Consider the following 24,331-nt stretch of genomic DNA (forward strand, 5'->3'; position numbering starts at 1 on the left):
GCTTTTTTGCCAATTTCATCCTTCGTCCCAATACGGGATAAGACCGCCCAGAGTTCGGCCATCACTTCAGCCATCGGCCATGACGGCGCCGGATTGACTTCCAAAACCCTTCTTTCTATAAGCCCGCTCACGCTCGGGCCATTCGTCCCGGCGCGGTTTCGATCGCGCCAAAACCGACCCGGCAAAGCTCCTGTTACAGAGTGACAGAATCAAGAAGGGCCGCACCCCGCGGTATTAAAACAAATGAAGCGTACCTACCAACCGTCCAAACTCGTCCGCAAACGTCGGCACGGTTTTCGTGCCCGCATGGCCACCAAGGGTGGTCGTGGCGTCGTCGCAGCCCGCCGCAACCGCGGTCGCAAGCGGCTCAGCGCCTGAACGGAAGACGAGATCGTTGCCCGCAACCGGCAAGCCAGTGGGAGCACATCCCAAGCGGCTTCTGAAACGCGCGGAATTCCTGGCTGTCCGGCGTGGCGAGAAGCGCCGCGGGCGGCTTTTTCTCGTCGAGGTTCTGGACCGCAGCGACGCAGAGGCGCCTCGCGTCGGCTACACGGTCACCAAGAAGGTCGGCAACGCAGTCGTGCGCAACCGCATCCGGCGGCGGCTGAGGGAAGCCGTGCGCACCCATGCCGCGGGTGACATGGCGCCTGGCAATGACTATGTCATCGTCGGGCGCGAAGACGTGCTTACCACTCCGTTCGGCCAATTGAAGGCCGAACTCTCCCGCCGATTGCGCGGAACACGATAGGCCAAGGCTTTCGATGGAAAACAACCGGAACTTCTTCATCACCATCGCGCTGTCGGTGCTGATCCTGTCGCTTTGGCAGTATTTTTACGTGCTGCCGCAGAGCGAGGCACAGCGCGAGAAGGCCCGCATCGAAGAACAGCGGGTAGCGGAGCAGAAGAAGGCGGCCCAAGCCACCAGTCCGGGCGGTAGCGAAACGCCGGTGCCGCCGCAAGGCGCCATTCCCAATGTAGCGGGCCCCAACGCACCGGGAACCGACGGCACGACGCCTGCCGGCCGCGAGCAGGCGCTGGCGTCGACCCAGCGGGTCAAGATCGACACGCCGAGCCTGGAGGGCTCGATCAATCTCACCGGCGCCCGTCTCGACGACCTCAGGCTCAAGCACTACACGACGACGGTCGACAAGAACTCGCCCGAGATCGAGTTGCTCAATCCGGCGGCGCTGCCTACCGGCTACTATGCCGAGATCGGCTTTGTCGGCAGCGACAAGACCGGCGCGGTGCCGGGGCCGGAAACGGTGTGGACCGTCGACGGCAATGCGACACTGACCCCGGCGACACCGGTCGCGCTGACCTTCACCAACGACAAGGGCCTGACCTTCAAGCGCACCTTCTCCGTCGACAGCGACTACATGTTCACTGTTTCGGACACGGTGCAGAATTCGGGTTCGACCGCCGTTACCCTGTCGAATTACGGCCGTGTCACCCGCTTCGACAAACCTGCCGTTGCCAGCATCTATGTGCTGCATGAGGGGTTGATCGGCGTCACCGGCACGGAAGGCCTGCAGGAACACAAATACGCGGCCGTCGAGGAGGACAAGCAGTTCACGCCCGGCAAGTCGACCGATGGCTGGCTGGGCATCACCGACAAATACTGGGCGGTGACGCTGGTGCCGACCGAGAAGCAGCCGTTCCAGCCGCGCTACGCCTATTTCGAGGACGGCCGCCCCCGCTACCAGGCCGACTTCCTCACCGACCCGATCAATGTTGATGCCGGCCAATCGGCGACGGTAGAGACCGAGATCTTCGCCGGCGCCAAGGAAGTCGCCAAGGTCAACGCCTATGCGCAAGATCGCCATATCAGGCTGTTCGACCGTTTGATCGACTGGGGATGGTTCATCTGGATCACCAAGCCGATGTTCTACCTGATCGACACGATGTACAAATTCTTCGGCAATTTCGGTCTGGCCATCCTCGCCACCACCGTCGTCGTCAAGGCCGTCTTCTACCCGCTTGCCAACAAATCCTACGCGTCGATGGCGAACATGAAGAAGGTGCAGCCAAAGATGCTTGAGATCCGCGAGAAATACGCGGACGACAAGATGAAGCAGCAACAGGCGATGATGGAGCTCTACAAGACCGAGAAGATCAATCCGCTCGCCGGCTGTTGGCCGGTGGCGCTGCAGATCCCGGTCTTCTTCGCGCTCTACAAGGTGCTCTACATCACCATCGAGATGCGGCACGCACCGTTCTTCGGCTGGATCCAGGATCTGGCGGCGCCCGACCCGACCTCGATCTTCAACCTGTTCGGCCTCATCCCGATCACCTTGCCGCATATGTTGATGGTCGGCGTTTGGCCGCTGATCATGGGCGTGACCATGTTCCTGCAGATGCGCATGAACCCGACGCCGCCGGACCCGACGCAGGCCATGATCTTCACCTGGATGCCTGTCATCTTCACCTTCATGATGGCGGGCTTCCCGGCCGGCCTGGTCATCTACTGGGCCTGGAACAATTTGCTTTCGATCATCCAGCAAGGCGTGATCATGAAGCGGCAGGGCGCCAAGATCGAATTGTGGGACAATCTGGTCGCGCTTTTCCGGAAGAAACCGTCGCCGGCGGAGTAGCCGGCGCCCCCTTTTGCGAATCCAAAAAAGCCCCGCACCGGGGCTTTTTTGAACAAGCCGAGCCGCCGCCGAACGGCGAAACCCGTCGGCCCGGCGGTAGACGCCGCCGCGACACATCCCTATAAGGTCGCTCTCGTTTCAGGAGCGCTCTGTCGATGAACAGGTAAGGATGATCCGCTGCGCACGCGGTTGGTGCTGCCGGGCGGATCGCGCTATTTTGACCTTGCCCGTTTATCTCGCCGATGGAGCCAGACCATGATCGGACCCAACCCCAACATCAAGCACCCGATCCCGATGCATACCCGCGTCGGATTCCTGAAGGGACTGGTCACGGCGCCGAACATCGAGATCGGCGACTTCACTTATTATGACGATCCGGACGGGCCCGACAAATTCGCCGAGCGATGCGTGCTGCATCATTATCCGTTCATCGGCGACCGGCTGATCATCGGCAAGTTCTGCGCCATCGCCGAGGGCGCCCGCTTCATCATGAACGGCGCCAACCATGCCATGTCCGGCTTTTCGACCTATCCGTTCAACATCTTCGGTCATGGCTGGGAAGAGGGTTTCGACCCGGCGACCTGGTCGAAGGAATTGCGCGGCGACACAGTGCTCGGCAATGATGTATGGATCGGCATGGAAGCGGTGATCCTGCCCGGCGTGACGATCGGCCATGGCGCCATCGTCGCGGCAAAATCGGTGGTGACGCATGACGTGCCACCCTATGCGATCGTCGCCGGCAATGCGGCCAAGGTGGTGAAGATGCGCTTCGACGACAGGACCATCTGGCGGCTTTTGGCGGCGGCGTGGTGGGACTGGCCGGTGGAAAAGATCAGCCGCAACCTCAATGCCATTCGTGGCGCCGATATTTCTCTTCTGGAGGCAGCGGTTTGAACGCGTTGAACAAGACCGTGATCGGCATCGAACTGTTCACGCGGCCGTGGATCTTCATCCGCGGCGTGCCGGCAATGAAATTCCTGCCGCCGGAAGGGCCGCCGGAGATCGCCTTTGCCGGCCGCTCGAATGTCGGCAAATCGTCGCTGATCAACGCGCTGGTCAACCAGAAGGGGCTGGCGCGGACATCCAACACGCCGGGGCGGACGCAGGAACTCAACTATTTCGTTCCGGGTGGATTTTCCGGCGAAGGCGCCGATCTGCCGCCGATGGCGCTGGTCGACATGCCGGGCTACGGCTACGCCACCGCGCCCAAGGAAAAAGTCGACGACTGGACGAAACTCGTATTCGACTATCTCAAGGGCCGCGTCACGCTGAAGCGCGTCTACGTGCTGATCGACGCCCGTCACGGCATTAAGGCCAAGGACGATGAAGTGCTGTCGCTGCTCGACAAGGCGGCGGTGTCCTACCAGATCGTGCTGACCAAGACCGACAAGATCAAAGCGGCCGGCGTGCCGCGATTGATCGAAGAGACACTTGCGAAGATCAAGAAGCGGCCGGCCGCGTTTCCGTTCGTTCTCGCCACGTCGTCGGAAAAGAGCGAGGGCCTCGAGGAATTGCGCGCGGCGATCGTGCTGGCAGCCAATGGCGGCTAGGACTTTGCCTCTAGCGCAATCGTCTGGGTGCGTTCTTCCGTGGCAAGCCTTTCGGTGCCGTAAGCCTTCAGGAACATGCCGACGCCCGACTTGACGATGTGGTCGATTTCTTCCTGGCTCGGGGCTTTGGTGCGGTAGGCGAATATGCACTGGCGGAAAAGGCCAGCAAGGCACAGCTCAGTGAACTGATAGGCGGCAAGATCGACATCGTCGATCCGCAGCAGGCCGCGCTCGATGGCGGCATTGAGAAAAGCAACGACCTTGTCGTGGCCGCGTTTCGGGCCGCGTTCATAAAAACGCGCGCCAAGTTCGGGAATCCTGTCGGATGCGCCGATTACCGTGCGCTGCGCCTGGACGACCTTGGCCGAGGTGATCTTGAGGGACAGCACCTTGCCGAATTTCACTAGCGTCTCGCGAAGGTCGTCGGCGCGATCGAGCAGATCGTACATGTTCTTGAAGATCGTGCCGCGTTCTTCTTCGATCAGCGCTTCGAACAGCTCTTCCTTGTTGGCGAAATAGACATAGATCGTGCCCTTGGAAACGCCGGCCTCGCGGGTGATGTCGTTCATCGACGCCGCTTCGAAGCCCTTGTCGATGAAGACACGACGGGCGCCGTCGATGATCTGGCTGCGCTTGACCGGGTCCTGTCCCGCCGCGGGGCGGCCGCGACGCAGGCCATCCAGCAGATCGCACTGGTCCTTGTCGGGTTCGGTCATAACGTCACACCTCGAAAAATATTCGAACCGATCGGTTCGATCACCCTTGATATGGCCCTCTCCCTGCGCTAAGTCAACGTTTACATCGAACCGAACGGTTCAGTCTGACTGACTTTCCAGAGAGATGGCTCGTTTCCAGAGAAATGCCAAGAGAGATTCCATGTCCTCGAACGCAACCCCCATCGCCGACGTCCGCCCATTCCCCAACGCCAAGGTCGCGCCAGCAATCGAAGCGCCGACCGCACCGACCGAGCCCGCAATAAGTCCTCCGGCCGAGACGCCGGCCAAAAAGAAACGTTCGGCACGCTCCTTTCTGTTGCCCATCATCGCGCTTGGATTGCTGGGCGCAGGCGCCTGGTATGGCTACGACTACTGGACCGACGGGCGTTTCATGATCTCAACCGACGATGCCTATGTCCAGGCCGACATGGCATTCATCTCGCCGAAAATTTCCGGCTATGTCGATCAGGTCAAGGTGACCGAGAACCAGCAGGTCAAGGCCGGCGACCCTCTGCTGGTCGTCGACAATGGCGACTACAAAATAGCGGTCGCCCAGGCCGAGGCGCAGATCGCCACCTTGAGCAAGACGCTCTACCGTATCGACGCCCAGACCGAGGCGGCGCGCGCATCGCTCGAGCAGGCGCGGGCGCAGAAGACCGCCGACCAGGCAGCTGCCAACAATGCGGCGCGAGCTCAAGCGCGCGCCGCCCAATTGCTCAAGACGCGTGTCGGCACCCAAGCTCAACTGGATGATGCCCAGACCGCGGTCGAGCAGGCCAATGCCGCCCTTGTCGGCGCCGACGCCCAGATCGCAGCGGCGCAGGCCAATATCGGTGTGCTTCAGGCGCAGCGCGCGGAGACGGCAAGCACACTGGCGTCGCTGCAGCTTGCCCGGGACAAGGCCGCGCGGGACCTGTCCTTCACCGTGCTGCGCGCGCCCTATGACGGTGTGGTCGGCAACCGCTCGGTCGAGCAGGGCGACCTGATCAGCCCTGGACAGAAGCTCGCCGTTATCGTGCCGATGGACAAGCTCTATATCGTCGCAAATTTCAAGGAAACCCAGCTTGCCCGGCTGGTGCCTGGCGAAAAGGTCAGGATTTCGGTCGACGCTATCGACGGTCACGACTTTGAAGGCACGGTCTCTTCGCTGGCACCGGCCTCCGGCGCGGTGTTCTCGCTGCTGCCGCCGGAAAACGCCACCGGCAACTTCACCAAGGTCGTGCAACGTGTGCCGGTTCGCATCGACGTGCCGGCCGACGTGCTGAAGACCGGCAAGCTGCGCGCCGGCCTCAGCGTCGTCGTCGCCGTCGACGGCCGCACAGCGCCGGCCGCGTCGAACTGAGCGGCCGCTTGGGAGCAATGCCATGGCAACCGCAACCGTGACGGCAGGATCGCCGCCGGCGAGGCCGGCTACGCCTGACACCATTTCCACACGGCGCGTCATCGCTTTCCTGGCGATGGTGTTCGGCATGTTCATGGCGATCCTGGACATCCAGATCGTCTCGGCCTCGCTGGCCGAGATCCAGGCGGGCTTGAGCGCCAGCTCCGATGAGATCCCGTGGGTGCAGACCGCCTATCTGATCGCCGAAGTCATCATGATCCCGCTATCCGGCTTTCTCAGCCGGATGCTGTCGACACGCGTGCTGTTCACGATTTCGGCGGCAGGCTTCACCGCCGCCAGTGCGCTGGCGGCGACCGCAACCAATATCGACCAGATGATCGTCTACCGCGCCGTGCAGGGCTTCATCGGCGGCGGCATGATTCCGAGCGTCTTCGCTGCCGCCTTCACCATCTTCCCGTCGTCGCGCCGCGCCATGGTTTCGCCGATGATCGGTCTGGTGGCGACGCTGGCGCCGACCATCGGCCCGACCGTCGGCGGCTACATAAGCCATGCCATGTCCTGGCACTGGCTGTTCCTGATCAATGTCGTGCCCGGCATCCTGGTCACCGCCGCGGCATGGTCGCTGATCGACTTCGACAAGCCCAATCTCAAGCTGTTCAGCAAGTTCGACTGGTGGGGCCTTGCCGGCATGGCGGCATTCCTGGGCTGCATGGAATATGTGCTGGAGGAAGGTCCGAACAACGACTGGCTGCAGGATCAGGCGGTGTTCATCTGCGCCACCATCATGACCGTCGGCGCGGTGCTGTTCTTCTGGCGCGCTTTCACAGCCGAGGAGCCGATTGTCGACCTGAAGGCCTTCACCAACGTCAACTTCGCTTTCGGCTCGTTGTTCTCCTTCGTCGTCGGCATCGGCCTCTACGGCCTGACCTATCTTTATCCGGTGTTCCTCGGACGCATCCGCGGCTACGATTCCCTGATGATCGGCGAGGCGCTGTTCGTCAGCGGCCTGGCCATGTTCTTCACCGCCCCGATTTCCGGCATCCTGTCGAACAAGATGGACCCGCGTCTGATGATGATGGTCGGCTTCTTCGGCTTCGCCACGGGGACCTGGTGGATGACGCATCTCACCGCCGACTGGGATTTTTATGAGCTGCTGATCCCGCAAATCCTTCGCGGCTGCTCGATGATGCTGTGCATGGTGCCGATCAACAACATCGCGCTCGGAACCTTGCCGCCCGAGCGGTTGAAGAACGCGTCGGGCCTGTTCAACCTGACCCGCAATCTCGGTGGCGCCGTCGGCCTGGCCGTCATCAACACCGTGCTGATCGACCGCAACGCCTTCCACTACGCGAGGCTCTCAGAGCACGTGCAATGGGGCAGTGCCGCAGCACAGGAAAAGCTGCAGAACATGACGCTCAACTTCGAGCAGACTGCCGGACTTGACGCCTCCAAGGCGGCGATCTCCAAACTAGCAGGCATGGTCCAGCAGCAGGCGTCGCTGCTGTCTTTCATGGACGTGTTCTTCATGCTGACCGTGTTGTTCGCCACGCTTGGGCTCTTCACCCTGGTGATCCGCAAGCCAGCCGCACAGGGCGGCGGTGGTGGCGGACACTGAGGAGCGCCGGGACCCCCCGCCCGGCATCCTCGCGCATGACCCCGAAAAGCAATTTTCGGGGTCATGCGCAAAATCTTCAAAGGCAGTAGGCGCGTCGCGTGTGATGGGAACCACGCGCCGGGCTTTAGGTCTTTGCATGTCGTTCCCCCAAAACCGCTGCCACTTTTGGGCGACATGCATTAGATGGTTTGGGCTAAAGTTCCGGGATGAATATCCTGATTCTCGGCGCGACCGGTTTCATCGGTTCCGCCGTCGCAAGGAAACTCGCGGACGAAGGCCATCAGGTCACGGGGCTTGGGCGTGATATCGCGCGTGCCTCGTTGAAGATGCCGTTCGTTCGCTGGCTGAAGGCCGATCTCGCCGGCATGACGCAGGGCGTCAGCTGGCAGCACGTGCTGGATGAGCAGCAGGTTGTCGTCAATTGCGCCGGCGCGCTTCAGGATGGGCTCTCGGACGATCTGAGTGCCACCCAGGAACGGGCGATGCTCGCCCTCTATGAGGCGGCGCGCGACCAGAGGCTGCTGATCATTCAGATATCGGCGGAAACGGAAACCGCTGACCGCGACATTCCTTTTCTCAGCACCAAAAGGCGAGCGGACACGGCTCTCGTGGCAAGTGGCGTACGCCATGTCATTCTGCGTCCGGCGCTTGTGCTCGGCCGCAACGCGCATGGCGGATCCGCATTGCTAAGGGCTCTCGCAGCCTTTCCCATGGTCATTCCGCTGGTTTACGCTGAAAGCTTCGTTACGACGGTCGCACTCGACGATGTCGCCAGCGCCGTCAGCGCGGCCATCCAGGGCACGCTGCCAGCCGGATCCGATGTCGCTCTTGGCAGCGACGAAAGGCTCACGCTTAGAGAACTCGTCCTATTGCATCGCAGCTGGCTCGGCCTTCCTGCCGTGCCGGTGATTTCCATGCCGCCGGCGGTCGCTCGGCCGGTGACATGGTTCGCCGACATGGCCGGCAGGCTTGGTTGGCGTTCGCCGCTCCGCTCTACCGCCATGGCAGTCATGTCAGGTGGCGTTGGAAACCAGCGGCCAAGGGACCACTGCCCGCGTCTGTCGTCGACGGCCGAGACGCTCGCCGCGGTCCCTTCGGGGGTCCAGGATCTCTGGTTCGCCCGCCTCTATCTGCTGAAGTCGCCAATCATTATCATCCTGGCGCTTTTCTGGCTGATTTCCGGCCTCGCGCCGTTCCTCACATTCGAGGCGGCGCAAAGCCATCTCGCCTTTCTACCCGATCGTCTCGCAGGCATCATGGTGGTCGCGACATGTCTCGCCGACATCATGCTGGGGCTTGCGGTTCTTTTCCGACCCTGGGCAAGACGCGCGCTGATCGGCATGCTTTTCCTGACGCTTGTCTATCTGGTTGCCGCAACGTTCACCGAACCTGTGCTTTGGCTCGATCCGCTCGGTCCCCTCGTCAAGGTGGTTCCGTCGATTCTGCTGACGCTCGCGGCCCTCGCCATTCTGGATGAACGCTGATGGCTGGATGAACGCTGACGGCGGTCGCGCTCGAATTCAAGCCGTCAGGCCGTGGCCGGCTTGAAGGCCAGGGCAACGCCGTTGATGCAATGACGCAAGCCGGTCGGCGGCGGGCCGTCGTCGAAGACATGGCCAAGATGGCCGCCGCAGCGGCGGCAGTGGACCTCGGTGCGGATCATGCCCAGGGACCTGTCCACGGTCTTGCCGACGGCATTGGGAATCTCCTGCCAGAAGCTTGGCCAGCCGGTGCCGGAATCGAATTTCGTCTCGGAGGAATAGAGCGGCAGGTCGCAGCCGGCGCAGGCGAAGATGCCCTTGCGGTGCTCGTTGAGCAGCGGGCTGGTGCCCGGATATTCGGTGCCTTCCTTGCGCAGCACATTGAAAGCCGCGTCAGACAGCACCGCGCGCCACTCGGCCTCGGTCTTGGTGACCTCGAAGGTTTCGGCCGCCCCCGCATCCTGCGGTCTGCCCATGCGCAACAGCGCTGCGGCACCTGCAGCCACCCCAATTGCAGCCGCACCGCTCAATAGAAGATCGCGACGGTTCATGATCATTTCTCCTGTTATCCGTCTGCCAAATTCGACCGTCATACGGAAATCAAAAGCCGGTGACGGCTACTCCTGAAAACGGAGACTCCGCACTGGGCCCACGCTTGGAGGGGCGGGGACGGCGCGGAGTGTACGCTTGTCGATAGCGCGGGTCACGCAAGCGGAACCCGCGCTATCGGCATGGAGCCTCGCCCATATCTTCGCTGGCAGCAGGCCCTTCGTTACATCTTCGGCAGAAGAACCTTGTCGATGACGTGGATGACGCCGTTCGACTGCTCGACATCGGCGATCGTCACATTGGCGACATTGCCGTTCTCGTCGGTCACCGTGACCTTGCCGCCATCGGCCTTGAGCGTCAGCTCGCAGCCACCGGCCGTCTTGGCCTTGTGCGCACCGCCATCGTCCATGACCATCTTGGTGACGTCGGCGGCCAGCGCCTTGGCAGCGATGACGTGGCAGGTCAGAATCTTGACCAGCTTGTCCTTGTTTTCGGGCTTGAGCAGTGTGTCCACCGTGCCGGCCGGAAGTGCTGCAAAGGCCTCGTTGGTTGGCGCGAACACGGTGAAGGGACCGGCACTCTGCAGCGTCTCGACGAGACCACCGGCCTTGACGGCCGCGACCAGTGTCGTGTGATCTTTCGAATTGACGGCGTTCTCGACGATGTTCTTGGTTGCATACATGGCGGCGCCGCCGACCATCGGATTCTGGGCATAGGCGGCGGTGGCGAGCGCGGAGACGGCGACCGTTCCGGCAAGCAAAAGGGTGGCGAATTTACGCATTATGTCAATCTCCTCAGTTTATCTTTCCCCTCTTTGGGGGCGCAAGGAGATACGGGAGATAAGTGCGTGAGTTTCGTCGCTCAGGAGAAAATCTTATCTTTCATAACGGCGATTCAGAGCAGGCCATGCTCGGTTGTATGTTCCTAAGCTCATTCAACCATAAGAGATAGATTAAAATCTTCTCGTAAGAGCGAGAAGACAGGTGCGATCAGATGCTCTTCAAATCGCCCGCAGCGACCACGGGGCCGGTCGGCTGACCGGTCGGCGAACCGCCGGCCGGCTCGAGGCTAACCGCAAGCACGGCGCCCTGCGCAAGCTTTTCCTGAACGGCCGGCGAGATGGTCATATGCGCGGTCTGACCGGCCGGGATGACGCCCATCGAGACCGGCGCATTCTTGCCCTCGATCATCCACAGCTCGAAATCCTTGCCGGCGGCACGCTCGCCCGAGACATGTGACAGGCCGACCTCGCGATGGGCGGCGTCATAGACGGCAAGATATCTGACGTCGCTGCCGTCAGCGGCCAGCGAGGCGACAAGCCGCGGCTGTTCGACCGGCGGGTTGAGGTAAGGCACGGCGATGGTGATCGCCAGCGCCGCGACGGAAGCTGCGGCAAGACCGCGCCAGAAGGCAAGGCTCGACCAGAGACCGTCGCGAGGCTCTGCTACGAACAGCTGGCGATCTATCGCCTCCTTGACCCTGATCGGAGGCTCTGTCTCCGGATAGGCGCCTGCCATCGGCGAAAGATGCGCCTCCCAGGCATCGACGAGGCGCGCGAAAGCGGCGTCCGCGTCGATGCGGCGTGACGCAATCTCGCGCTCGTCCGCGGCCAGCACGCCAAGAACATATTCGGCAGCGAACAGGTCGTCGCCCCCAGGTTCCGGTCCGTTATCCTCTTCCAGCGTCATCTTTCCAGACACTCTCTGAGCTTCAACAGGCTGCGCCGCAGCCAGGTCCGCATCGTGTTCAGCGGCACGTCATGGCGTGCCGCCAGTTCGGCATAGCTTTCGCCGTCCAGATAGGCGCCCCGGACGGCCGCCGCCCGGTCCTTTTCCAATTCGTCGAGACAACGATAGATGCGCTCGGATTCACCGCCCGCAACAGCCGCAGCCTCTGGTCCCGGCGCCGGATCGGCCACCTCGAGCGCAGCATCGATATAGGCGGCAGGCTCTCGCCGCGCCCTGATGCGATCGATCGCATGATTGCGCGCAATGGCCACCAGCCAGGAAATCGGGCTTAGATCCGAGACGGCGAAACGGTCCGCCTTCGTCCATATCTTGACGAAGACCTCCTGCAGCGCCTCTTCTGCCTCTCCCCGGTCCTTCAATACACGAAGGCAGACGCCGAAAAGTTTCGCGCTGGTCTGCCGGTAGAGCAGATCGAACGCAGCCCGGTCCTTCATCGAAGTCCGAACGATCAGGTTACTGATGTCCTGCGGCGTCATCGGCTGCCAAATTAGGCAATTGCAATGTATTTGCAACGGCGGAAGCGTTCTTGTGCACCGGGAGCGTCGTGGACTTCGATTGCCAAGAAAATCCGCAACCGCTAGCCTTCTCATAGCGGGGAGAGCGGCAATGTCGGTTGAACAGGTCTTGTGGGAACACGACGCAATCGGCTTGGCCGGCCTGGTGCGCAAGGGCGAGATCGCACCGCAGGAGCTCGTCGATGCGGCGATTGCGCGGGCCGAGGCCACCCGCCCGGACATCAACGCCATCGCCGAGCCGCTTTACGAGGCGGCGCGAACGCGGGCGAAAACCATCGACCGCAAGCTGCCGCTGGCCGGCGTGCCTTTTGCGCTGAAGGATCTCGGCATCGCCATGAAAGGCGTGCCGACGCATGGCGGCAGCCGCATTCCGGCTTTCGTTGCCGATTTCGACTCGGTGATGACTGAACGCCATCTGGCCGCTGGCCTTGTCCCGATCGCCACCAGCACCTCGCCCGAACATGGGCTGAGGCTGATGACCGAATCCGCCGCTTTCGGCATCACCCGCAATCCGTGGAACACGGCGCATACCAGCGGCGGCTCGTCTGGAGGGGCGGCGGCGCTTGTCGCGGCCGGCGTCGTGCCGGTGGCACATGCTTCGGACGGCGGCGGCTCGATCCGCGTTCCCGCCGCCTGCACCGGGCTGGTTGGGCTGAAAACCTCGCGCGGCCGCGTGCCGCTGTCGCCGCTCGTCACCGAGAGCTGGTACGGGCTGGTCGTCGATCACGCGCTTGCCCGCTCGGTCCGGGATTCGGCCTTGCTGCTCGACCTGACCCATGGCCCTGATCCGCTGTCGCCCTATGCGGCGCCGCCGCCGAAAGGCGCTTTCGCCGCCGCGGTGGCGCGCGATCCCGGCAAGCTCAAGCTGGCCGTCTATCGGAAATCGCCGCTCGGCCTGCCGATATCGGCCGAGACGCTGACCGCGCTGGACACGGCCGTGGCGTTGGCGCGCGAAGGCGGCCATACGATCGAGGAGATCGACCTGCCCTATATCGATCGTGATTTCATGGCCGATTTCTGCAAGATTGTCGCCGCGGCGGTGGCCGGTACGATGCGCGCTGAAGCGTTGCGTGTCGGACGCTCCGTCTCGGGCGACGTCGAGCGCGCCACGCGTCTGATGAGCCGCTTCGGCGAGATCGTCTCGGCCGGCGAGATCTATGCCGGCCTGCAGCGGCTGCATGCCGTATCGCGTCGCCTGATCACCAAGACCGCGCAATACGATGCCGTGCTGATGCCTGTTATTGCCCATCCGCCACTCGCCTGCGGCGCCATGGATCCGAAAGGCGCAGATGCGTTCATAGAGGACGTGCTCGACAGGCTGCGCCTCGCCCGGCTGCTGATATTCAAGCCGCTGTTTGGGCAGTTGATGGACAAGAGCCTGTGGTTCACCCACTGGCCGGCGATCCAGAACGTCAGCGGTCAGCCGTCGATCACGCTGCCTGTCCATGTCACCGATGCCGGCCTGCCGCTCGGCATCCAGGCTGCCGGCCGGCCCGGCGACGAAGAGACGCTTCTGTCCCTCGCCGCGCAAATGGAAAAGATTTCGGGATGGCAGGCGCGGCGGGCGCCGATGCGAATGCCAGCATAGAAGCGGGCCGATTTCACCTGATGTGACAGCAAAGCCGTTTGCGGCCCGCCGCAATTCCCGCTAAGACGCCGCCGATCATTTCAAGCTGGGAACAATGCCGATGACGGACGTCGCCGCCACCGCCGAAATGCAGGCCGCGCTGCTTTCGAGGGCGCTGCCTTACATGCAGCGCTACGAGAACAAGACGGTTGTGGTGAAATATGGCGGCCATGCCATGGGCGATATTGCGCTCGGCAAGGCCTTCGCCCGCGACATCGCGCTGCTCAAGCAATCCGGAGTCAATCCGATCGTCGTCCATGGCGGCGGGCCGCAGATCGGTGCCATGCTGAGCAAGATGGGCATCGAATCGAAGTTCGAGGGCGGATTGCGTGTCACCGACCAGAAGACGGTCGAGATCGTCGAGATGGTGCTGGCCGGCTCGATCAACAAGGAGATCGTCGCGCTGATCAATGCCGAGGGCGAGTGGGCGATCGGCCTGTGCGGCAAGGACGGCAACATGGTTTTCGCCGAAAAGGCGCGCAAGACCATGATCGACCCGGACTCCAACATCGAGCGCGTGCTCGATCTCGGCTTCGTCGGCGAGCCGGTCGAGGTCGACCGCACGCTGCTCGACCTTCTGGCGCGGTCCGAAATGATCCCGGTGCTGGCGCCGGTGGCACCGGGCCGCGACGGCCACACCTACAACATCAATGCCGACACCTTTGCCGGCGCGATTGCCGGCGCCTGCCAGGCGACACGCCTTTTGTTCCTCACCGACGTGCCCGGCGTGCTCGACAAGAACAAGAAGCTGATCGACGAGCTGACCGTGGCCGAGGCAAAGGCCTTGATCAAGGACGGCACGGTGTCGGGCGGCATGATCCCCAAGGTCGAGACCTGCATCGAGGCGATCGAGCGCGGCGTCGAAGGCGTCGTCATCCTCAACGGCAAGACGCCGCATTCGGTGCTGCTCGAGCTGTTCACTGAACACGGCGCCGGCACGCTGATCGTGCCATAAGCGGCGGCCTTTGGTCGCGCCGCCAGTCGATTAGCTGGGCTGAGGAAGGCGCGCGATGACTTTTATTTCAAAATCGAAGCCAGCCAGCCAGTTCACGCCCACCGCGGTCCAGTTCGGGTAGGGCGGTTCACCGATCGCCTTCAGCCGGACGGCGTTGATCGCCTCCCACTGTGTGGCCGGATCGGTGTGGAACGTGGTGACGTCAACGATATCGTCGAAGGTGCAGCCGGCAGCCTTCAGCACCGCCGCGAGATTGTCGAAGGCAAGCTGGACCTGCTTTGCAAAGACCGGCTCGGGCGACCCGTCCTCGCGGCTGCCGACTTGGCCTGAGACGAACAGAAAGTCGCCCGAGCGGATCGCCGCCGAATAGCGGTTGATCTCGTAGAGGGCCTGCCGACCGGCAGGGAAGATCGCATCGCGTTTGGTCATTGTTTCACTCCATCTAGACAAGGCAGGCCAGACCTCCCGACGATCGCGATGTGGCTTCGCCGAGAAGGGCGAGAGCCGCTCGCAAGGCTTCAGGGTTTTGGATCGCTGCGCTCCGGTTTCCGGGCGGTTGCTGACATACCCCCGTCTCCCCGAAGTGGGTACATACGCTCCGTATGTCAATACGCATACGTTGCGTATGTTTTTAGGAGATTGCCCAGAGCTGATCAGGCGCTCGGCGAAATCGCGATCCCGGGCGGTGTCAGCTTGCGTGCCGGGTGCCCGAACACCATCGATTCCTCTTCCTCGTCCTGCGGCGCGCCCCAGAATTCGGCCAGTGTCGGACCGTCCTTCAGGCGGCGGTCGCGGGCGAGAAAGCCCCAGACCTCGCGGAACCAGACGCGGCGGCCCATCTGCGTGTACCAGCGCATCGAATGGCGCTGTTCCGGGTCCTTGTGGAACAGGATGCGCGCCAGTGCCTTCGGCCGCGACTGCACCGCCAGTTCGATCAGCTTGACGCTGAAGAACAGCATCCAAGGCTTCAGTCGGGTCATCTGCAGCACTTGATGCTTGTAGTCCCACAGGCGGGCGTCCAGTTGGATCACCTTGCGGTCCCTGGCCATCCTGAAGAACGGCGTCCAGCGGTGCGGGGTGACATAGAGCGCCTGGATCTGGTCCGGATCATAGGCGATGAGCTGGCGGAAGCCGCGCCAGAGATCGCGAAAGCGCTCATCCTCGAAACCGGCGACCCAGGTCGCCATCGACAGTATGCCATTGAGGCGCAGCAACCGGATCGCCTCGCGGTCGGACGAGGTGCTGCCTCCCTTGCGGATCAACGCAAGCGTCTTCTCATCGGTGTTTTCCATGCCCAGCAGCCAACGGATGACGCCTGCCTTGCGGTAGAGATGCAGGCTGTCGGCATCACGAACAATGTCATCTGCGCGGGTTGAGCCGACGATCAGGACCGGCACGTCCTCGGCGATCATCGCATCGAGAAAGGCGCGCCAGGCTTTTTTGGACGAGGTCGGATTCTCGTCGGCAAGGTTGATCAGCTCGACGCCATGCTCGCGGTGCAGCCAGGCGATCTCTTGCGCGAACTTCACCGGGTCGCGATGCCGCCATCGCGTCCAGAAACCGCGCTGGCCGCAATAATTGCACAGATGCGGGCAGCCTCGAGAAAACTGCATGACCACCGCGCGCTTGCCGCCCCAATAACTGTAACGACTGATATCGATCAGGTCCCAGCCGATGCGGTATTCATCGAGGTCGGCGATCGTGCTTGCCGGCTTGGTGGCAAAGGGACGGCGCAAATCGTCGCGAAAGGCGATGCCCGCCACGCCAGACAGCGGCCGGCGCCTTTCCAGCGCCTCAACCAACGCGACGATGGTCGCCTCGCCTTCGCCGCGCACGATGAAGTCGAAGACGTCCGTTTCGGCAAGTATGTCGCGCCAGTGATAGGTGGGGAACACGCCGCCATAGATCACCATCGTCGCCGGATCGATGTGCTTGACCATTCGTGCGATCTCCAGTGCTGTCGGATGCGCCGATGTCGAACCGGAATGGCCGATCAGAATGCAATCGGGATGATCGCTCAAGGCGTCTTGCACGGCTGCGGCAAGCGGCATCGGCTCGAACTCGGCATCGACGAGCCGCACCTCATGGCCAGCGTCGATCAGCGGGCCGCCCAATGCGAGCAGGCCGAGCGGCGGCAAATGGTCGTCGGGCACGCGGCTGCCGATGGCGGTATGCGGCGGATTGATCAGGACGATTTTCATGAAGGACCTTTTGCAATGGCGGTCCGGTCATCCTGGTCGTCGATCTGGGCCTGCAGCTGGCCCGGTTCAGCAGTTTCCGTGCAGCTTTTCCGCAGAAATGCATTTGCCGAGATACAGGCTCATCGCCTGAGGTGCCCGAGCGGCACGTGGCCCGGCCCCTTGATGTTCTGCAGCACAAGCTGCGTGTGGACGTCGCGCACGCCGTCGAGCCGCATCAGCCGGTGCATGACGAAGGCGTTGAGCTCGTCGACCGACGGCACCATCACATGCAGCAGGAAATCGTAGTCGCCGGTCATCGTCCAGCACGACGACACCTCGTCCATGCGCTGCACGGCAGCGATAAAGGTTTCGGGCGAACCGTCGCTGTGGGTCACGAGGCGCACCTGAATGAACACCTCGACCAGCAGGCCGACGGCGCGGCGGCTGAGCACAGCAGCAAAGCCCTTGATGATGCCGGCGCTCTGAAGAGCCTCGAAGCGGCGCGCGCATGGCGTCGTCGACAGGCCGATCTCCTGGGCCAGTTCGGACACAGGCTTGCGTCCGTCACGTTGCAAGATATCGAGCATCTTGATCTCAAAATCGTCAAACTGAGGCACTTTCACTCTCCTACAGCTTTGCTGTGGTGGCTTTTACCTCAAATCGCGTATTCGAGCCATCATCAAAGCGGATTTGCCTCACCGGATCCGGCTAGATTTTTATGATGTTAGTCGTGATTTCCAGGGAGAACAGCCATGACGATCAACGTTGCCGACTACGCCCGCGAATGCGCGGCGCAAGGCCTTCGCGGCGACTATTCGGTCTGCCGTTCCGATTTCACCGTCGAGCAGAGCTACAACTACACCGCCGACGAGCAGGCGGTGTGGCGCACACTGTGCGACCGCCAGACGAAGTTGACCAAAAAGCTGGCACACCGGTCTTATCTCGACGGCGTCGCCACGCTGGGCCTGCTAGACAAGATTCCGGATTTCGGTGTGGTCAGCGAAAAACTGCGCAAGCTTACCGGTTGGGAAATCGTCGCCGTGCCGGGCCTCATTCCCGCCCCCGCCTTCTTCGTCCACCTCGCCCACCGGCGCTTCCCGGTGACCAACTGGCTGCGGACGAAACAAGAGCTCGACTACATCGTCGAGCCGGACATGTTCCACGACTTCTTCGGCCACGTGCCGGCACTGACGCAGCCGGTCTTTGCCGATTTCATGCAGATGTATGGGGAGAAGGCGGAGGACCTGATCGCGCTTGGCGGCGACGAGATGATCAGCCGCCTTTACTGGTACACCGTCGAATACGGGCTGATACAGGAAGCCGGCCAACCGCTGAAGGCTTTCGGCGCCGGGCTGATGTCGTCCTTTGCGGAACTTCAATTCGCGATTGAAAGCAAGGACGCGCACCATGTCCCCTTCGATCTGGAAACGGTGATGCGCACCAGCTACGAGATCGACAAGTTCCAACGCGCCTATTTCGTGCTGCCATCCTTCGACGTTTTGCGCGATGGATTCCAGGATGTCGCCGAGATGGCAGCGATTGTCGGACGCCACAAGGGCAAACCGGCGCTCGACCCGGCGAAACTTTAAACGCTGGGCAGGCTCGGACGCTCGCAGCCGACCGGCGCGGGCGTCGTTGGCGGTGGACTGCGATGGCGATCCCTCGGCCGGCCGGCTGAGCCGGCCTTCTATACGCCGATAACCTTGCTGAGGTGATCGCCCAGCCGGCAGGCCAATGCGACGATCGTCGTCGTCGGGTTGCATTCGCCGGACGTGCAGAACACCGAAGAGCCGCCGACATAGAGATTGTCCATGCCATGCACCTTTGAGTTGGCGTCGACCACGCTCTTGATCACATCCGTGCCCATACGGGTGCCGCCCATATGGTGGTGGCCGGCCAGCTCCTCATTCGTCGGATAGTCCCCGCCATTGGTGAGCCAGTCGGCGATGCGCACCCGGCCGAGATCCTTCTGGACGAGCGTCGTCCCGAACAGCCTCAAGCCCTCGAGAAGCGTGCGGCGCTCCAGCTCCGACTTTTTCCAGTGCAGCTCGATGCGCGGCACGCCAGCATGGTCGACATCGGCTTTCGACAACTGAATCCGGTTCGAGGCCAGCGGCGCCTGTTCCCAGGTGACATAGAGCTGGGCGGCGCAGCGCAGGTCCTGGCTGAGCTGATAGGACACCCATTCGGCCATCTCGGGCGCCGTGCAGGCGAGGTCGGCGATGACGCGTTTGACCCCGGGGTACGGCGTCTCGATCAGCCTGATCCCGAAATTCATGATCTCAAGGCGCTCCATGGCGGCAAGCGTCGGCGAGAAGAAGGCCTCGTTGGTGGCGTCGACCTCGAACGCGCTATAGTCGGCGAGGATGGCATTGCCGCCCTCGAAGGTCGGATGCTCCATCCAGTAGCTGCCGAGTGCCGTCGCCTTCGGCACCACGCCGCCATTCGAGCGCTGGTTCGACCACAGAAGCAGCCGCGAGTTTTCCAAGCCGCCGGTACAAACGATGAAATAGTCGGCGGTGAAGGAACCGGCGTCCTGGCCGTTCGACCACAATTTGGCGCCGGTCACTCGTTTGCCATCGCCGGCGAGCTCGGTGGCATAGGTGTTGAGCACCACGGCGACGTTCCTGCTCTTGTCGAGCTCGTCGGCGAATTTCTCGCCGAAGCGCACGGCCGGGCTTTTGATCAGTTGCACCCAGCGAATGTCGTCCGAGATCGGCACATCCGGCCGGAAATCGGGAAGTTCGAGGATATCGTGGACTTCAGGCAGGTAGGGCTCGATGTCGGCACGGCTGATAGGCCAGCCGGTATCCGGCGCCCAGGCCTTGGGCTCGAAATCTTGGCTGTCGAGCACGCGGCACCAGCCGGCCCAGTGATTGGAGCTGCCGCCCATGAAGCGTAGCCGGGTGATGTCGAGATCGAAATAGGGATCGCCGACCGTGGCGCCGCGGTAGAAATCCTGCGAATCATCGCTGAACTCACGGGAGCCGGCCTCCAGCACCACAACCGGAATGCCGGCCACGCCAAGCTTCCTGGCGATCGTGGTGCCGGCTGGCCCCGAGCCGAGAATGCAGACCTTGGCGGTGAAATTCACCGCGCGAAATGCCTCGTAGCTGCCGAAGATCACGCCAGGTCGCTCCTTTTTAGGATCCAACCATTGACCTCGACGATTGCGTCCGGATCGGCATCGGGCAGCTTGCGGAACAGCGACAGGGCCGGCAATGCGATCAGCGCCTGCATGATCGTGCGGCGCGACATTTTCTTTGTGAAGAAACTCATGACACGTCTCGATGGGGCCTTTATCCACGCATGGCGTTCCCAGAACGGCACATGCTCGCCAAGAGAAGCCAATTCCGTGCCAAACCTAGCCGCACACTTGCTTAAGCCGTGTAAACGGCCAGGCTGATTGAAAACCGCTCAAGCCGCCTCGGAAATGTCCGTGTCCAGGATGGTCAGATTGCGGCCGCGGTGCTTGGCCTGGTAAAGGCGCCGGTCGGCGGCACGCATCAGATCCGATACGGCGGCGCCCTCGCCGCAGGTGACGCCACCGATGCTGACTGTGAGGGGTATGATCCGCTCATCAACGGGACGGAAGCGGATCAGCTCGACTTCACGGCGAATGCGCTCGGCGACGCGTTTGGCTTCCTGCTCGGTGGCGCCGATCAGGAACGCGCCGAATTCCTCGCCGCCGATGCGGCCGATCACGTCTCCGCTGCGCACGCCGCGCTCGATCGCGCTTGCAATGAGGAGCAGCGCGTCGTCGCCGGTCAGATGGCCGTAGCTGTCGTTGATGATCTTGAAGTGGTCGGCATCGATGATCAGCAACGCACCGCGATCGGATTTCCGCCGGGAGGCGTCGAGCGCCGCAAAGAAGCTCTCGCGGTTGAGCATGCCGGTCATGTCGTCGCGGCTCGCCTTTTCCGACAGGCGCCGATGCGCGGCGGCGAGTTGGGCATGAGCGCGGGCGAGATCGCGATGGGCGCCTTTCAGCCTCTCGCCCTGCCAGAATGTATAAGCGCTAGCAATCCAGGCAAGCGCGAGCGGGCAGACCGTGCACGTCAGCCACATCGTGCGGTTGAACGGAAAGCCCATTGCCGGGACGACGATCAGCGTCAGCAAAAGCGAGACCGCGAGGGAGGCGAAAGCGACGGCGGCAGACTTCAGAAATATGCGGCTCATCGCTGGCTCCCCCTCGACCGTCTGTGTGCCAGCAAGCCCTGAATGCCATCTTTCTGCGATGCCTAAAATTTGAATCATGGCGTCATTTTCGCCACCCGCAACCCGCATAAGTTGTGGATAAAGCCTCTGCCAAAAGCAATGTTTCGTGCCATAAGGATTGCATGACCACACTCCCGGATCCCGGCCGCTTTGCCCATGTCACCGACTGGGTGTTCGACCTCGACAACACGCTCTATCCGCACCATTCGAACCTGTTCTCGCAGATCGACGTGAAGATGACCGCCTATGTCGGAGAGCTGCTGACGCTGCCGCGCGACGATGCCCGCAAGCTGCAGAAGGAACTCTATAGGGAATACGGCACGACGCTGAACGGCCTGATGGCGCGCCACGGCATCGATCCCGACGACTTTCTCGAGAAGGTCCACGACATCGACTATTCCTGGCTGGTTCCCGATCCCGTTCTCGGCGCCGCCATCCGCCAGCTTCCCGGCCGCAAGTTCATCTTCACCAATGGCGACCGCAGGCATGCCGAACGCACCGCGCGCCAACTCGGCATCCTCGACCATTTCGACGACATCTTCGATATCGTCGCCGCCGGGCTGAACCCCAAGCCGGCGCGCCGGACCTACGAGAAGTTTGCGGAACTCCACGCCGTCACCGGCCACAATGCGGTGATGTTCGAGGACCTGGCCCGCAACCTGTCCGTGCCGAAATCGCTGGGCATGACCACGGTGCTGGTCGTGCCGCGCAACTTCGAGCCGACCTTCTCGGAAATCTGGGAACGTGACCCGGCCAACGAGGACGATGTGGATTTCGTCACCGACGATCTTGCCGAATTCCTTACTGCGATCGTCGAAGTCGCAGCCTAGAGCACGTCATCGTTTCACGGAAACGCCGAACCGCTCTAATTATTTGTTTTTACGCAATTCCGAACGGAAAACCGCTCCGCACTTTTCCTGGAATTGCTCTAGTGCATGTCGCCCAAAAGCATGCCCTCGGGCTTGACCCGTGGGTGCGCAGCGGGGCCTCAGAGCTTGTAGAAGCGGCTGATAATCCCCCAGGCCTCATCGGCGGTGTCGACGAAATCGATGATGTCCTGGTCGCCGGGGGTGATCGTGCCTTGCTCGGCGAGGAAATCGAGGTCGATCGCCCTTTTCCAGAAGGCCTTGCCGAACAGGATCACCGGCACGCGCTCCATGCGGCCGGTCTGGATCAGGGTCAGCGTCTCGAAGAATTCGTCCATCGTGCCGAAGCCGCCCGGAAACACCGCGACAGCCTTGGCGCGCATGACGAAATGCATCTTGCGGACCGCGAAATAGTGGAAGTTGAAACAGAGCTCCGGCGTCACATAGGCATTCGGCGCCTGCTCGTGCGGCAACACGATGTTGAGGCCGATCGACGGTGCGCCGACATCGTCGGCGCCGCGGTTGCCGGCTTCCATGACGCCGGGTCCGCCGCCGGTCACCACGACGAATTCGCGATAATACGAGGTGGCCGACTGCTGCGAGCAGAGGCGGGCGAATTTTCGGGCTTCCTCATAATATTTGCTGTTTTTCTCAAGGTTCTTCTTCTGCGTCTCGTTCTTGGCCGCCCAGGCTTCTCCGCCCGGCTCGGGGATGCGCGCGCCACCGAATAGGATGACGGTCGAGCGGATGCCGCGCTCGGCCAGGATCATCTCCGGCTTCAACAGTTCGAGCTGTAGCCTGACCGCGCGCAGTTCGCGCCGTGTCATGAAGTCGGGATCGTTCCAGGCCAACCGGTAGGTTTCGGCGCGCGTCTGCGGCGTATCCGGCACGCTTTTCGAACGCTCCAGATCCTCGTCCGAATGCGGCAGCGGCGTCCACCCCGCCTTTTCCATAGGAGTCATGTTACCTACCGTCCAATTATTCACTTGCGCCGTCCCGTGGCGCAGCCGCGATTGACCCTCACCAAGCCTTCACATAGGGTCCGGCGACTTTCAAAACAGGTTAAGGCGCGGCCCCTTAACAGCTTGGTAATGGAGCGAATTCATGTCGAAGCCCGATCTGGCGAGTCTCGAAAAGATCATCGAAGAAGCCTTCGAGGAACGCGACACGATTTCGACGGCAACCCGTGGCGCGACGCGCGACGCCATCCAGTCGGCGCTCGACCTGCTCGACCGGGGTGTCGCCCGCGTTGCCGAGCGCCAGGCCGACGGCAAATGGCATGTCAACCAGTGGCTGAAGAAAGCGGTGCTGCTGTCCTTCCGGCTCAACCCGATGGAGATCATCAAGGGCGGCCCCGGCCAGGCCGTGTGGTGGGACAAGGTGCCGTCGAAATTCGACGGCTGGAGCGCCATCGATTTCGAGAAGGCAGGTTTTCGCGCCGTGCCGTCATCGATCGTGCGGCGCTCCGCCTATGTCGCGCCAGGTGCCGTGCTGATGCCGTCCTTCGTCAATGTCGGCGCCTATGTCGACAGCGGCACCATGGTCGACACCTGGGCCTCGGTCGGCTCCTGCGCCCAGATCGGCAAGAACGTGCATCTGTCGGGCGGCGTCGGCATCGGCGGCGTGCTGGAGCCGATGCAGGCCGGTCCCACCATCATCGAGGACAATTGCTTTATCGGCGCACGCTCCGAAGTGGTCGAAGGCTGCATCGTGCGCGAGGGCTCGGTGCTCGGCATGGGCGTCTTCATCGGCCAGTCGACCAAGATCGTCGACCGCGCCACCGGTGAGGTCTTCTACGGCGAAGTGCCGGCCAATTCCGTTGTCGTCGCCGGCTCGCTGCCCGGCAAGCCGTTGCCCAGCGGTGAGCCCGCTCCGAGCCTCTACTGCGCCGTCATCGTCAAGCGGGTCGATGCCAGGACCCGGTCCAAAACCTCGATCAATGAACTGCTTCGCGATTGATCCTTCGCAAAAAAACGGACGCACCCGATTGCTCGACAGACCTCGATTTTTCTGGCTTTTCTTCAGCCTTTCCGGGCGAGTGAACCCCAGCGCCTACGTTCTGGCCGGTCTTTTGCCGCTCCTCGTTCAGCTTTTTCTGCTCTACCAGTTCTCGCGAACGCCGCTCGGCACTGCCGCAAGCCAGTACTGGGCGCTCGCCTGGTGGATCGCTGTGGTCGTCTCGACATGGTCGACCTTTGCGCTAACGGCGAAGCGGTTCCATGATTTCGGCAAGCCTACCTACTACGCATTGATCTCTCTCGTCATCGGCGCCATTCTCCTTATCATTCTGGCCTTTTTCAAAAGTGATCCCGGACCCAACCGCTACGGCAAACATACCAATGCACCGGCCGAATCCTGAACGTCGATCGGGTCTCTCG

26 protein-coding genes are annotated in these 24,331 nt (G+C 62.3%); 14 read left to right on the forward strand and 12 right to left on the reverse strand.

Features of this window, described 5'->3' with window-relative positions:
• The first annotated feature begins 243 nt into the window (after nt 1-243).
• The 5 genes from rpmH (at nt 244) to yihA (ending at nt 4,141) form a co-directional block, all read left to right on the forward strand.
• Complete coding sequence (rpmH, locus tag EOC94_RS14295) at nt 244-378, forward strand: 50S ribosomal protein L34 (protein WP_008833937.1); 135 nt, start codon at nt 244-246, stop codon at nt 376-378.
• A 16-nt stretch (nt 379-394) separates the two neighbouring features.
• Nucleotides 395-748, forward strand: a complete 354-nt coding sequence (gene rnpA, locus EOC94_RS14300) for a ribonuclease P protein component (RefSeq protein WP_095484530.1) — start codon at nt 395-397, stop codon at nt 746-748.
• Between the two features lie 13 nt (nt 749-761).
• A complete protein-coding gene (gene yidC / locus EOC94_RS14305; RefSeq protein ID WP_127291215.1) occupies nt 762-2,591 on the forward strand; it encodes a membrane protein insertase YidC in 1,830 nt (609 codons plus the stop codon).
• Between the two features lie 255 nt (nt 2,592-2,846).
• Nucleotides 2,847-3,485, forward strand: a complete 639-nt coding sequence (locus EOC94_RS14310) for a CatB-related O-acetyltransferase (RefSeq protein WP_095484532.1) — start codon at nt 2,847-2,849, stop codon at nt 3,483-3,485.
• Nucleotides 3,482-4,141: a ribosome biogenesis GTP-binding protein YihA/YsxC gene (gene yihA / locus EOC94_RS14315; protein WP_095484533.1), complete on the forward strand. Its 660-nt coding sequence runs from the start codon at nt 3,482-3,484 to the stop codon at nt 4,139-4,141. The genes EOC94_RS14310 and yihA overlap by 4 nt, the downstream gene beginning before the upstream one ends.
• On the opposite strand, the gene EOC94_RS14320 is transcribed toward yihA, so the two are convergent.
• Entirely contained in the window at nt 4,138-4,857 is a 720-nt protein-coding gene (locus tag EOC94_RS14320) for a TetR/AcrR family transcriptional regulator (protein WP_127291217.1), read from the reverse strand. The genes yihA and EOC94_RS14320 overlap by 4 nt on opposite strands.
• A 160-nt stretch (nt 4,858-5,017) precedes the next feature.
• On the opposite strand from EOC94_RS14320, the gene EOC94_RS14325 reads away from it, so the two are divergent.
• The 3 genes from EOC94_RS14325 to EOC94_RS14335 all read left to right on the forward strand — a co-directional run bounded on the left by EOC94_RS14325 (nt 5,018) and on the right by EOC94_RS14335 (nt 9,298).
• The gene (locus EOC94_RS14325) at nt 5,018-6,199 is read left to right on the forward strand and encodes an HlyD family secretion protein (protein ID WP_127291219.1); all 1,182 of its coding nucleotides are present in this window, start codon (nt 5,018-5,020) and stop codon (nt 6,197-6,199) included.
• 22 nt (nt 6,200-6,221) lie between these two features.
• Nucleotides 6,222-7,814 carry a DHA2 family efflux MFS transporter permease subunit gene (locus EOC94_RS14330; protein ID WP_127291221.1) on the forward strand — a complete coding sequence of 531 codons (1,593 nt, stop codon included), beginning with the start codon at nt 6,222-6,224 and terminating at the stop codon, nt 7,812-7,814.
• A 206-nt stretch (nt 7,815-8,020) separates the two neighbouring features.
• The gene (locus EOC94_RS14335; RefSeq protein WP_127291223.1) at nt 8,021-9,298 is read left to right on the forward strand and encodes an SDR family oxidoreductase; all 1,278 of its coding nucleotides are present in this window, start codon (nt 8,021-8,023) and stop codon (nt 9,296-9,298) included.
• Nucleotides 9,299-9,342: 44 nt separating this feature from the next.
• On the opposite strand, the gene msrB is transcribed toward EOC94_RS14335, so the two are convergent.
• The 4 genes from msrB to EOC94_RS14355 form a co-directional block, all read right to left on the reverse strand.
• Nucleotides 9,343-9,846, reverse strand: a complete 504-nt coding sequence (msrB, locus tag EOC94_RS14340) for a peptide-methionine (R)-S-oxide reductase MsrB (protein ID WP_127291225.1) — start codon at nt 9,844-9,846, stop codon at nt 9,343-9,345.
• Nucleotides 9,847-10,067: 221 nt separating this feature from the next.
• Nucleotides 10,068-10,625, reverse strand: coding sequence for a fasciclin domain-containing protein (locus tag EOC94_RS14345; protein ID WP_095484538.1), 558 nt, complete (start codon nt 10,623-10,625; stop codon nt 10,068-10,070).
• Between the two features lie 208 nt (nt 10,626-10,833).
• Complete coding sequence (locus tag EOC94_RS14350) at nt 10,834-11,532, reverse strand: anti-sigma factor (RefSeq protein ID WP_127291481.1); 699 nt, start codon at nt 11,530-11,532, stop codon at nt 10,834-10,836.
• A complete protein-coding gene (locus tag EOC94_RS14355) occupies nt 11,529-12,068 on the reverse strand; it encodes a sigma-70 family RNA polymerase sigma factor (protein ID WP_127291227.1) in 540 nt (179 codons plus the stop codon). Before EOC94_RS14355 ends, EOC94_RS14350 begins: the two co-directional genes overlap by 4 nt.
• Nucleotides 12,069-12,198: 130 nt before the next feature.
• Between EOC94_RS14355 and EOC94_RS14360 the strand changes: the two genes are divergently transcribed.
• Nucleotides 12,199-13,695, forward strand: a complete 1,497-nt coding sequence (locus EOC94_RS14360) for an amidase (RefSeq protein ID WP_127291229.1) — start codon at nt 12,199-12,201, stop codon at nt 13,693-13,695.
• Nucleotides 13,696-13,795: 100 nt separating this feature from the next.
• Nucleotides 13,796-14,689 carry an acetylglutamate kinase gene (gene argB, locus EOC94_RS14365; RefSeq protein WP_126104050.1) on the forward strand — a complete coding sequence of 298 codons (894 nt, stop codon included), beginning with the start codon at nt 13,796-13,798 and terminating at the stop codon, nt 14,687-14,689.
• Between the two features lie 30 nt (nt 14,690-14,719).
• Here argB and EOC94_RS14370 read toward each other — a convergent pair whose 3' ends face one another.
• The 3 genes from EOC94_RS14370 to EOC94_RS14380 all read right to left on the reverse strand — a co-directional run bounded on the left by EOC94_RS14370 (nt 14,720) and on the right by EOC94_RS14380 (nt 17,486).
• Nucleotides 14,720-15,118 (reverse strand): RidA family protein, encoded by a 399-nt coding sequence (locus tag EOC94_RS14370; protein ID WP_126104051.1) that lies wholly within the window; start codon nt 15,116-15,118, stop codon nt 14,720-14,722.
• 224 nt (nt 15,119-15,342) lie between these two features.
• Complete coding sequence (gene bchE, locus EOC94_RS14375) at nt 15,343-16,890, reverse strand: magnesium-protoporphyrin IX monomethyl ester anaerobic oxidative cyclase (protein WP_127291231.1); 1,548 nt, start codon at nt 16,888-16,890, stop codon at nt 15,343-15,345.
• Between the two features lie 119 nt (nt 16,891-17,009).
• Entirely contained in the window at nt 17,010-17,486 is a 477-nt protein-coding gene (locus tag EOC94_RS14380; RefSeq protein ID WP_095485072.1) for an Lrp/AsnC family transcriptional regulator, read from the reverse strand.
• Nucleotides 17,487-17,621: 135 nt separating this feature from the next.
• Here EOC94_RS14380 and phhA point away from each other — a divergent pair, with 135 nt between their 5' ends.
• Nucleotides 17,622-18,458 carry a phenylalanine 4-monooxygenase gene (gene phhA, locus EOC94_RS14385; protein WP_127291233.1) on the forward strand — a complete coding sequence of 279 codons (837 nt, stop codon included), beginning with the start codon at nt 17,622-17,624 and terminating at the stop codon, nt 18,456-18,458.
• A gap of 98 nt (nt 18,459-18,556) precedes the next feature.
• Here phhA and EOC94_RS14390 read toward each other — a convergent pair whose 3' ends face one another.
• The 3 genes from EOC94_RS14390 to EOC94_RS14400 form a co-directional block, all read right to left on the reverse strand.
• Nucleotides 18,557-19,996 carry a GMC family oxidoreductase gene (locus EOC94_RS14390; RefSeq protein ID WP_127291235.1) on the reverse strand — a complete coding sequence of 480 codons (1,440 nt, stop codon included), beginning with the start codon at nt 19,994-19,996 and terminating at the stop codon, nt 18,557-18,559.
• Entirely contained in the window at nt 19,993-20,148 is a 156-nt protein-coding gene (locus EOC94_RS14395; RefSeq protein WP_126104055.1) for a hypothetical protein, read from the reverse strand. The genes EOC94_RS14390 and EOC94_RS14395 overlap by 4 nt, the downstream gene beginning before the upstream one ends.
• Nucleotides 20,149-20,286: 138 nt before the next feature.
• Complete coding sequence (locus tag EOC94_RS14400; protein ID WP_095485073.1) at nt 20,287-21,048, reverse strand: GGDEF domain-containing protein; 762 nt, start codon at nt 21,046-21,048, stop codon at nt 20,287-20,289.
• A gap of 161 nt (nt 21,049-21,209) precedes the next feature.
• Between EOC94_RS14400 and EOC94_RS14405 the strand changes: the two genes are divergently transcribed.
• Nucleotides 21,210-21,917: a pyrimidine 5'-nucleotidase gene (locus tag EOC94_RS14405; protein WP_127291237.1), complete on the forward strand. Its 708-nt coding sequence runs from the start codon at nt 21,210-21,212 to the stop codon at nt 21,915-21,917.
• Nucleotides 21,918-22,075: 158 nt separating this feature from the next.
• On the opposite strand, the gene EOC94_RS14410 is transcribed toward EOC94_RS14405, so the two are convergent.
• Nucleotides 22,076-22,915: an LOG family protein gene (locus EOC94_RS14410; RefSeq protein ID WP_095484549.1), complete on the reverse strand. Its 840-nt coding sequence runs from the start codon at nt 22,913-22,915 to the stop codon at nt 22,076-22,078.
• A gap of 142 nt (nt 22,916-23,057) precedes the next feature.
• Here EOC94_RS14410 and dapD point away from each other — a divergent pair, with 142 nt between their 5' ends.
• Together dapD and EOC94_RS14420 are read left to right on the forward strand one after the other, a co-directional pair.
• Entirely contained in the window at nt 23,058-23,912 is an 855-nt protein-coding gene (gene dapD / locus EOC94_RS14415) for a 2,3,4,5-tetrahydropyridine-2,6-dicarboxylate N-succinyltransferase (protein WP_095484550.1), read from the forward strand.
• Nucleotides 23,893-24,312: a DUF805 domain-containing protein gene (locus EOC94_RS14420; protein ID WP_164547063.1), complete on the forward strand. Its 420-nt coding sequence runs from the start codon at nt 23,893-23,895 to the stop codon at nt 24,310-24,312. The genes dapD and EOC94_RS14420 overlap by 20 nt, the downstream gene beginning before the upstream one ends.
• Nucleotides 24,313-24,331 lie beyond the last annotated feature (19 nt).

The organism is Mesorhizobium sp. M6A.T.Ce.TU.016.01.1.1 (genome assembly GCF_003997065.1).
Lineage (GTDB): Bacteria > Pseudomonadota > Alphaproteobacteria > Rhizobiales > Rhizobiaceae > Mesorhizobium > Mesorhizobium mediterraneum.

Bases quoted from the DNA above. Each gene is read 5' to 3' on its own strand.
- rpmH (WP_008833937.1), top strand. From the start codon at position 244: ATGAAGCGTACCTACCAACCGTCCAAACTCGTCCGCAAACGTCGGCAC.
- yidC (WP_127291215.1), top strand. From the start codon at position 762: ATGGAAAACAACCGGAACTTCTTCATCACCATCGCGCTGTCGGTGCTG.
- EOC94_RS14310 (WP_095484532.1), top strand. From the start codon at position 2,847: ATGATCGGACCCAACCCCAACATCAAGCACCCGATCCCGATGCATACC.
- EOC94_RS14320 (WP_127291217.1), bottom strand. From the start codon at position 4,857: ATGACCGAACCCGACAAGGACCAGTGCGATCTGCTGGATGGCCTGCGT.
- EOC94_RS14325 (WP_127291219.1), top strand. From the start codon at position 5,018: ATGTCCTCGAACGCAACCCCCATCGCCGACGTCCGCCCATTCCCCAAC.
- EOC94_RS14330 (WP_127291221.1), top strand. From the start codon at position 6,222: ATGGCAACCGCAACCGTGACGGCAGGATCGCCGCCGGCGAGGCCGGCT.
- EOC94_RS14335 (WP_127291223.1), top strand. From the start codon at position 8,021: ATGAATATCCTGATTCTCGGCGCGACCGGTTTCATCGGTTCCGCCGTC.
- msrB (WP_127291225.1), bottom strand. From the start codon at position 9,846: ATGAACCGTCGCGATCTTCTATTGAGCGGTGCGGCTGCAATTGGGGTG.
- EOC94_RS14345 (WP_095484538.1), bottom strand. From the start codon at position 10,625: ATGCGTAAATTCGCCACCCTTTTGCTTGCCGGAACGGTCGCCGTCTCC.
- EOC94_RS14350 (WP_127291481.1), bottom strand. From the start codon at position 11,532: ATGACGCTGGAAGAGGATAACGGACCGGAACCTGGGGGCGACGACCTG.
- EOC94_RS14355 (WP_127291227.1), bottom strand. From the start codon at position 12,068: ATGACGCCGCAGGACATCAGTAACCTGATCGTTCGGACTTCGATGAAG.
- EOC94_RS14360 (WP_127291229.1), top strand. From the start codon at position 12,199: ATGTCGGTTGAACAGGTCTTGTGGGAACACGACGCAATCGGCTTGGCC.
- argB (WP_126104050.1), top strand. From the start codon at position 13,796: ATGACGGACGTCGCCGCCACCGCCGAAATGCAGGCCGCGCTGCTTTCG.
- EOC94_RS14370 (WP_126104051.1), bottom strand. From the start codon at position 15,118: ATGACCAAACGCGATGCGATCTTCCCTGCCGGTCGGCAGGCCCTCTAC.
- bchE (WP_127291231.1), bottom strand. From the start codon at position 16,890: ATGAAAATCGTCCTGATCAATCCGCCGCATACCGCCATCGGCAGCCGC.
- phhA (WP_127291233.1), top strand. From the start codon at position 17,622: ATGACGATCAACGTTGCCGACTACGCCCGCGAATGCGCGGCGCAAGGC.
- EOC94_RS14395 (WP_126104055.1), bottom strand. From the start codon at position 20,148: ATGAGTTTCTTCACAAAGAAAATGTCGCGCCGCACGATCATGCAGGCG.
- EOC94_RS14400 (WP_095485073.1), bottom strand. From the start codon at position 21,048: ATGAGCCGCATATTTCTGAAGTCTGCCGCCGTCGCTTTCGCCTCCCTC.
- EOC94_RS14405 (WP_127291237.1), top strand. From the start codon at position 21,210: ATGACCACACTCCCGGATCCCGGCCGCTTTGCCCATGTCACCGACTGG.
- EOC94_RS14410 (WP_095484549.1), bottom strand. From the start codon at position 22,915: ATGACTCCTATGGAAAAGGCGGGGTGGACGCCGCTGCCGCATTCGGAC.
- dapD (WP_095484550.1), top strand. From the start codon at position 23,058: ATGTCGAAGCCCGATCTGGCGAGTCTCGAAAAGATCATCGAAGAAGCC.
- EOC94_RS14420 (WP_164547063.1), top strand. From the start codon at position 23,893: ATGAACTGCTTCGCGATTGATCCTTCGCAAAAAAACGGACGCACCCGA.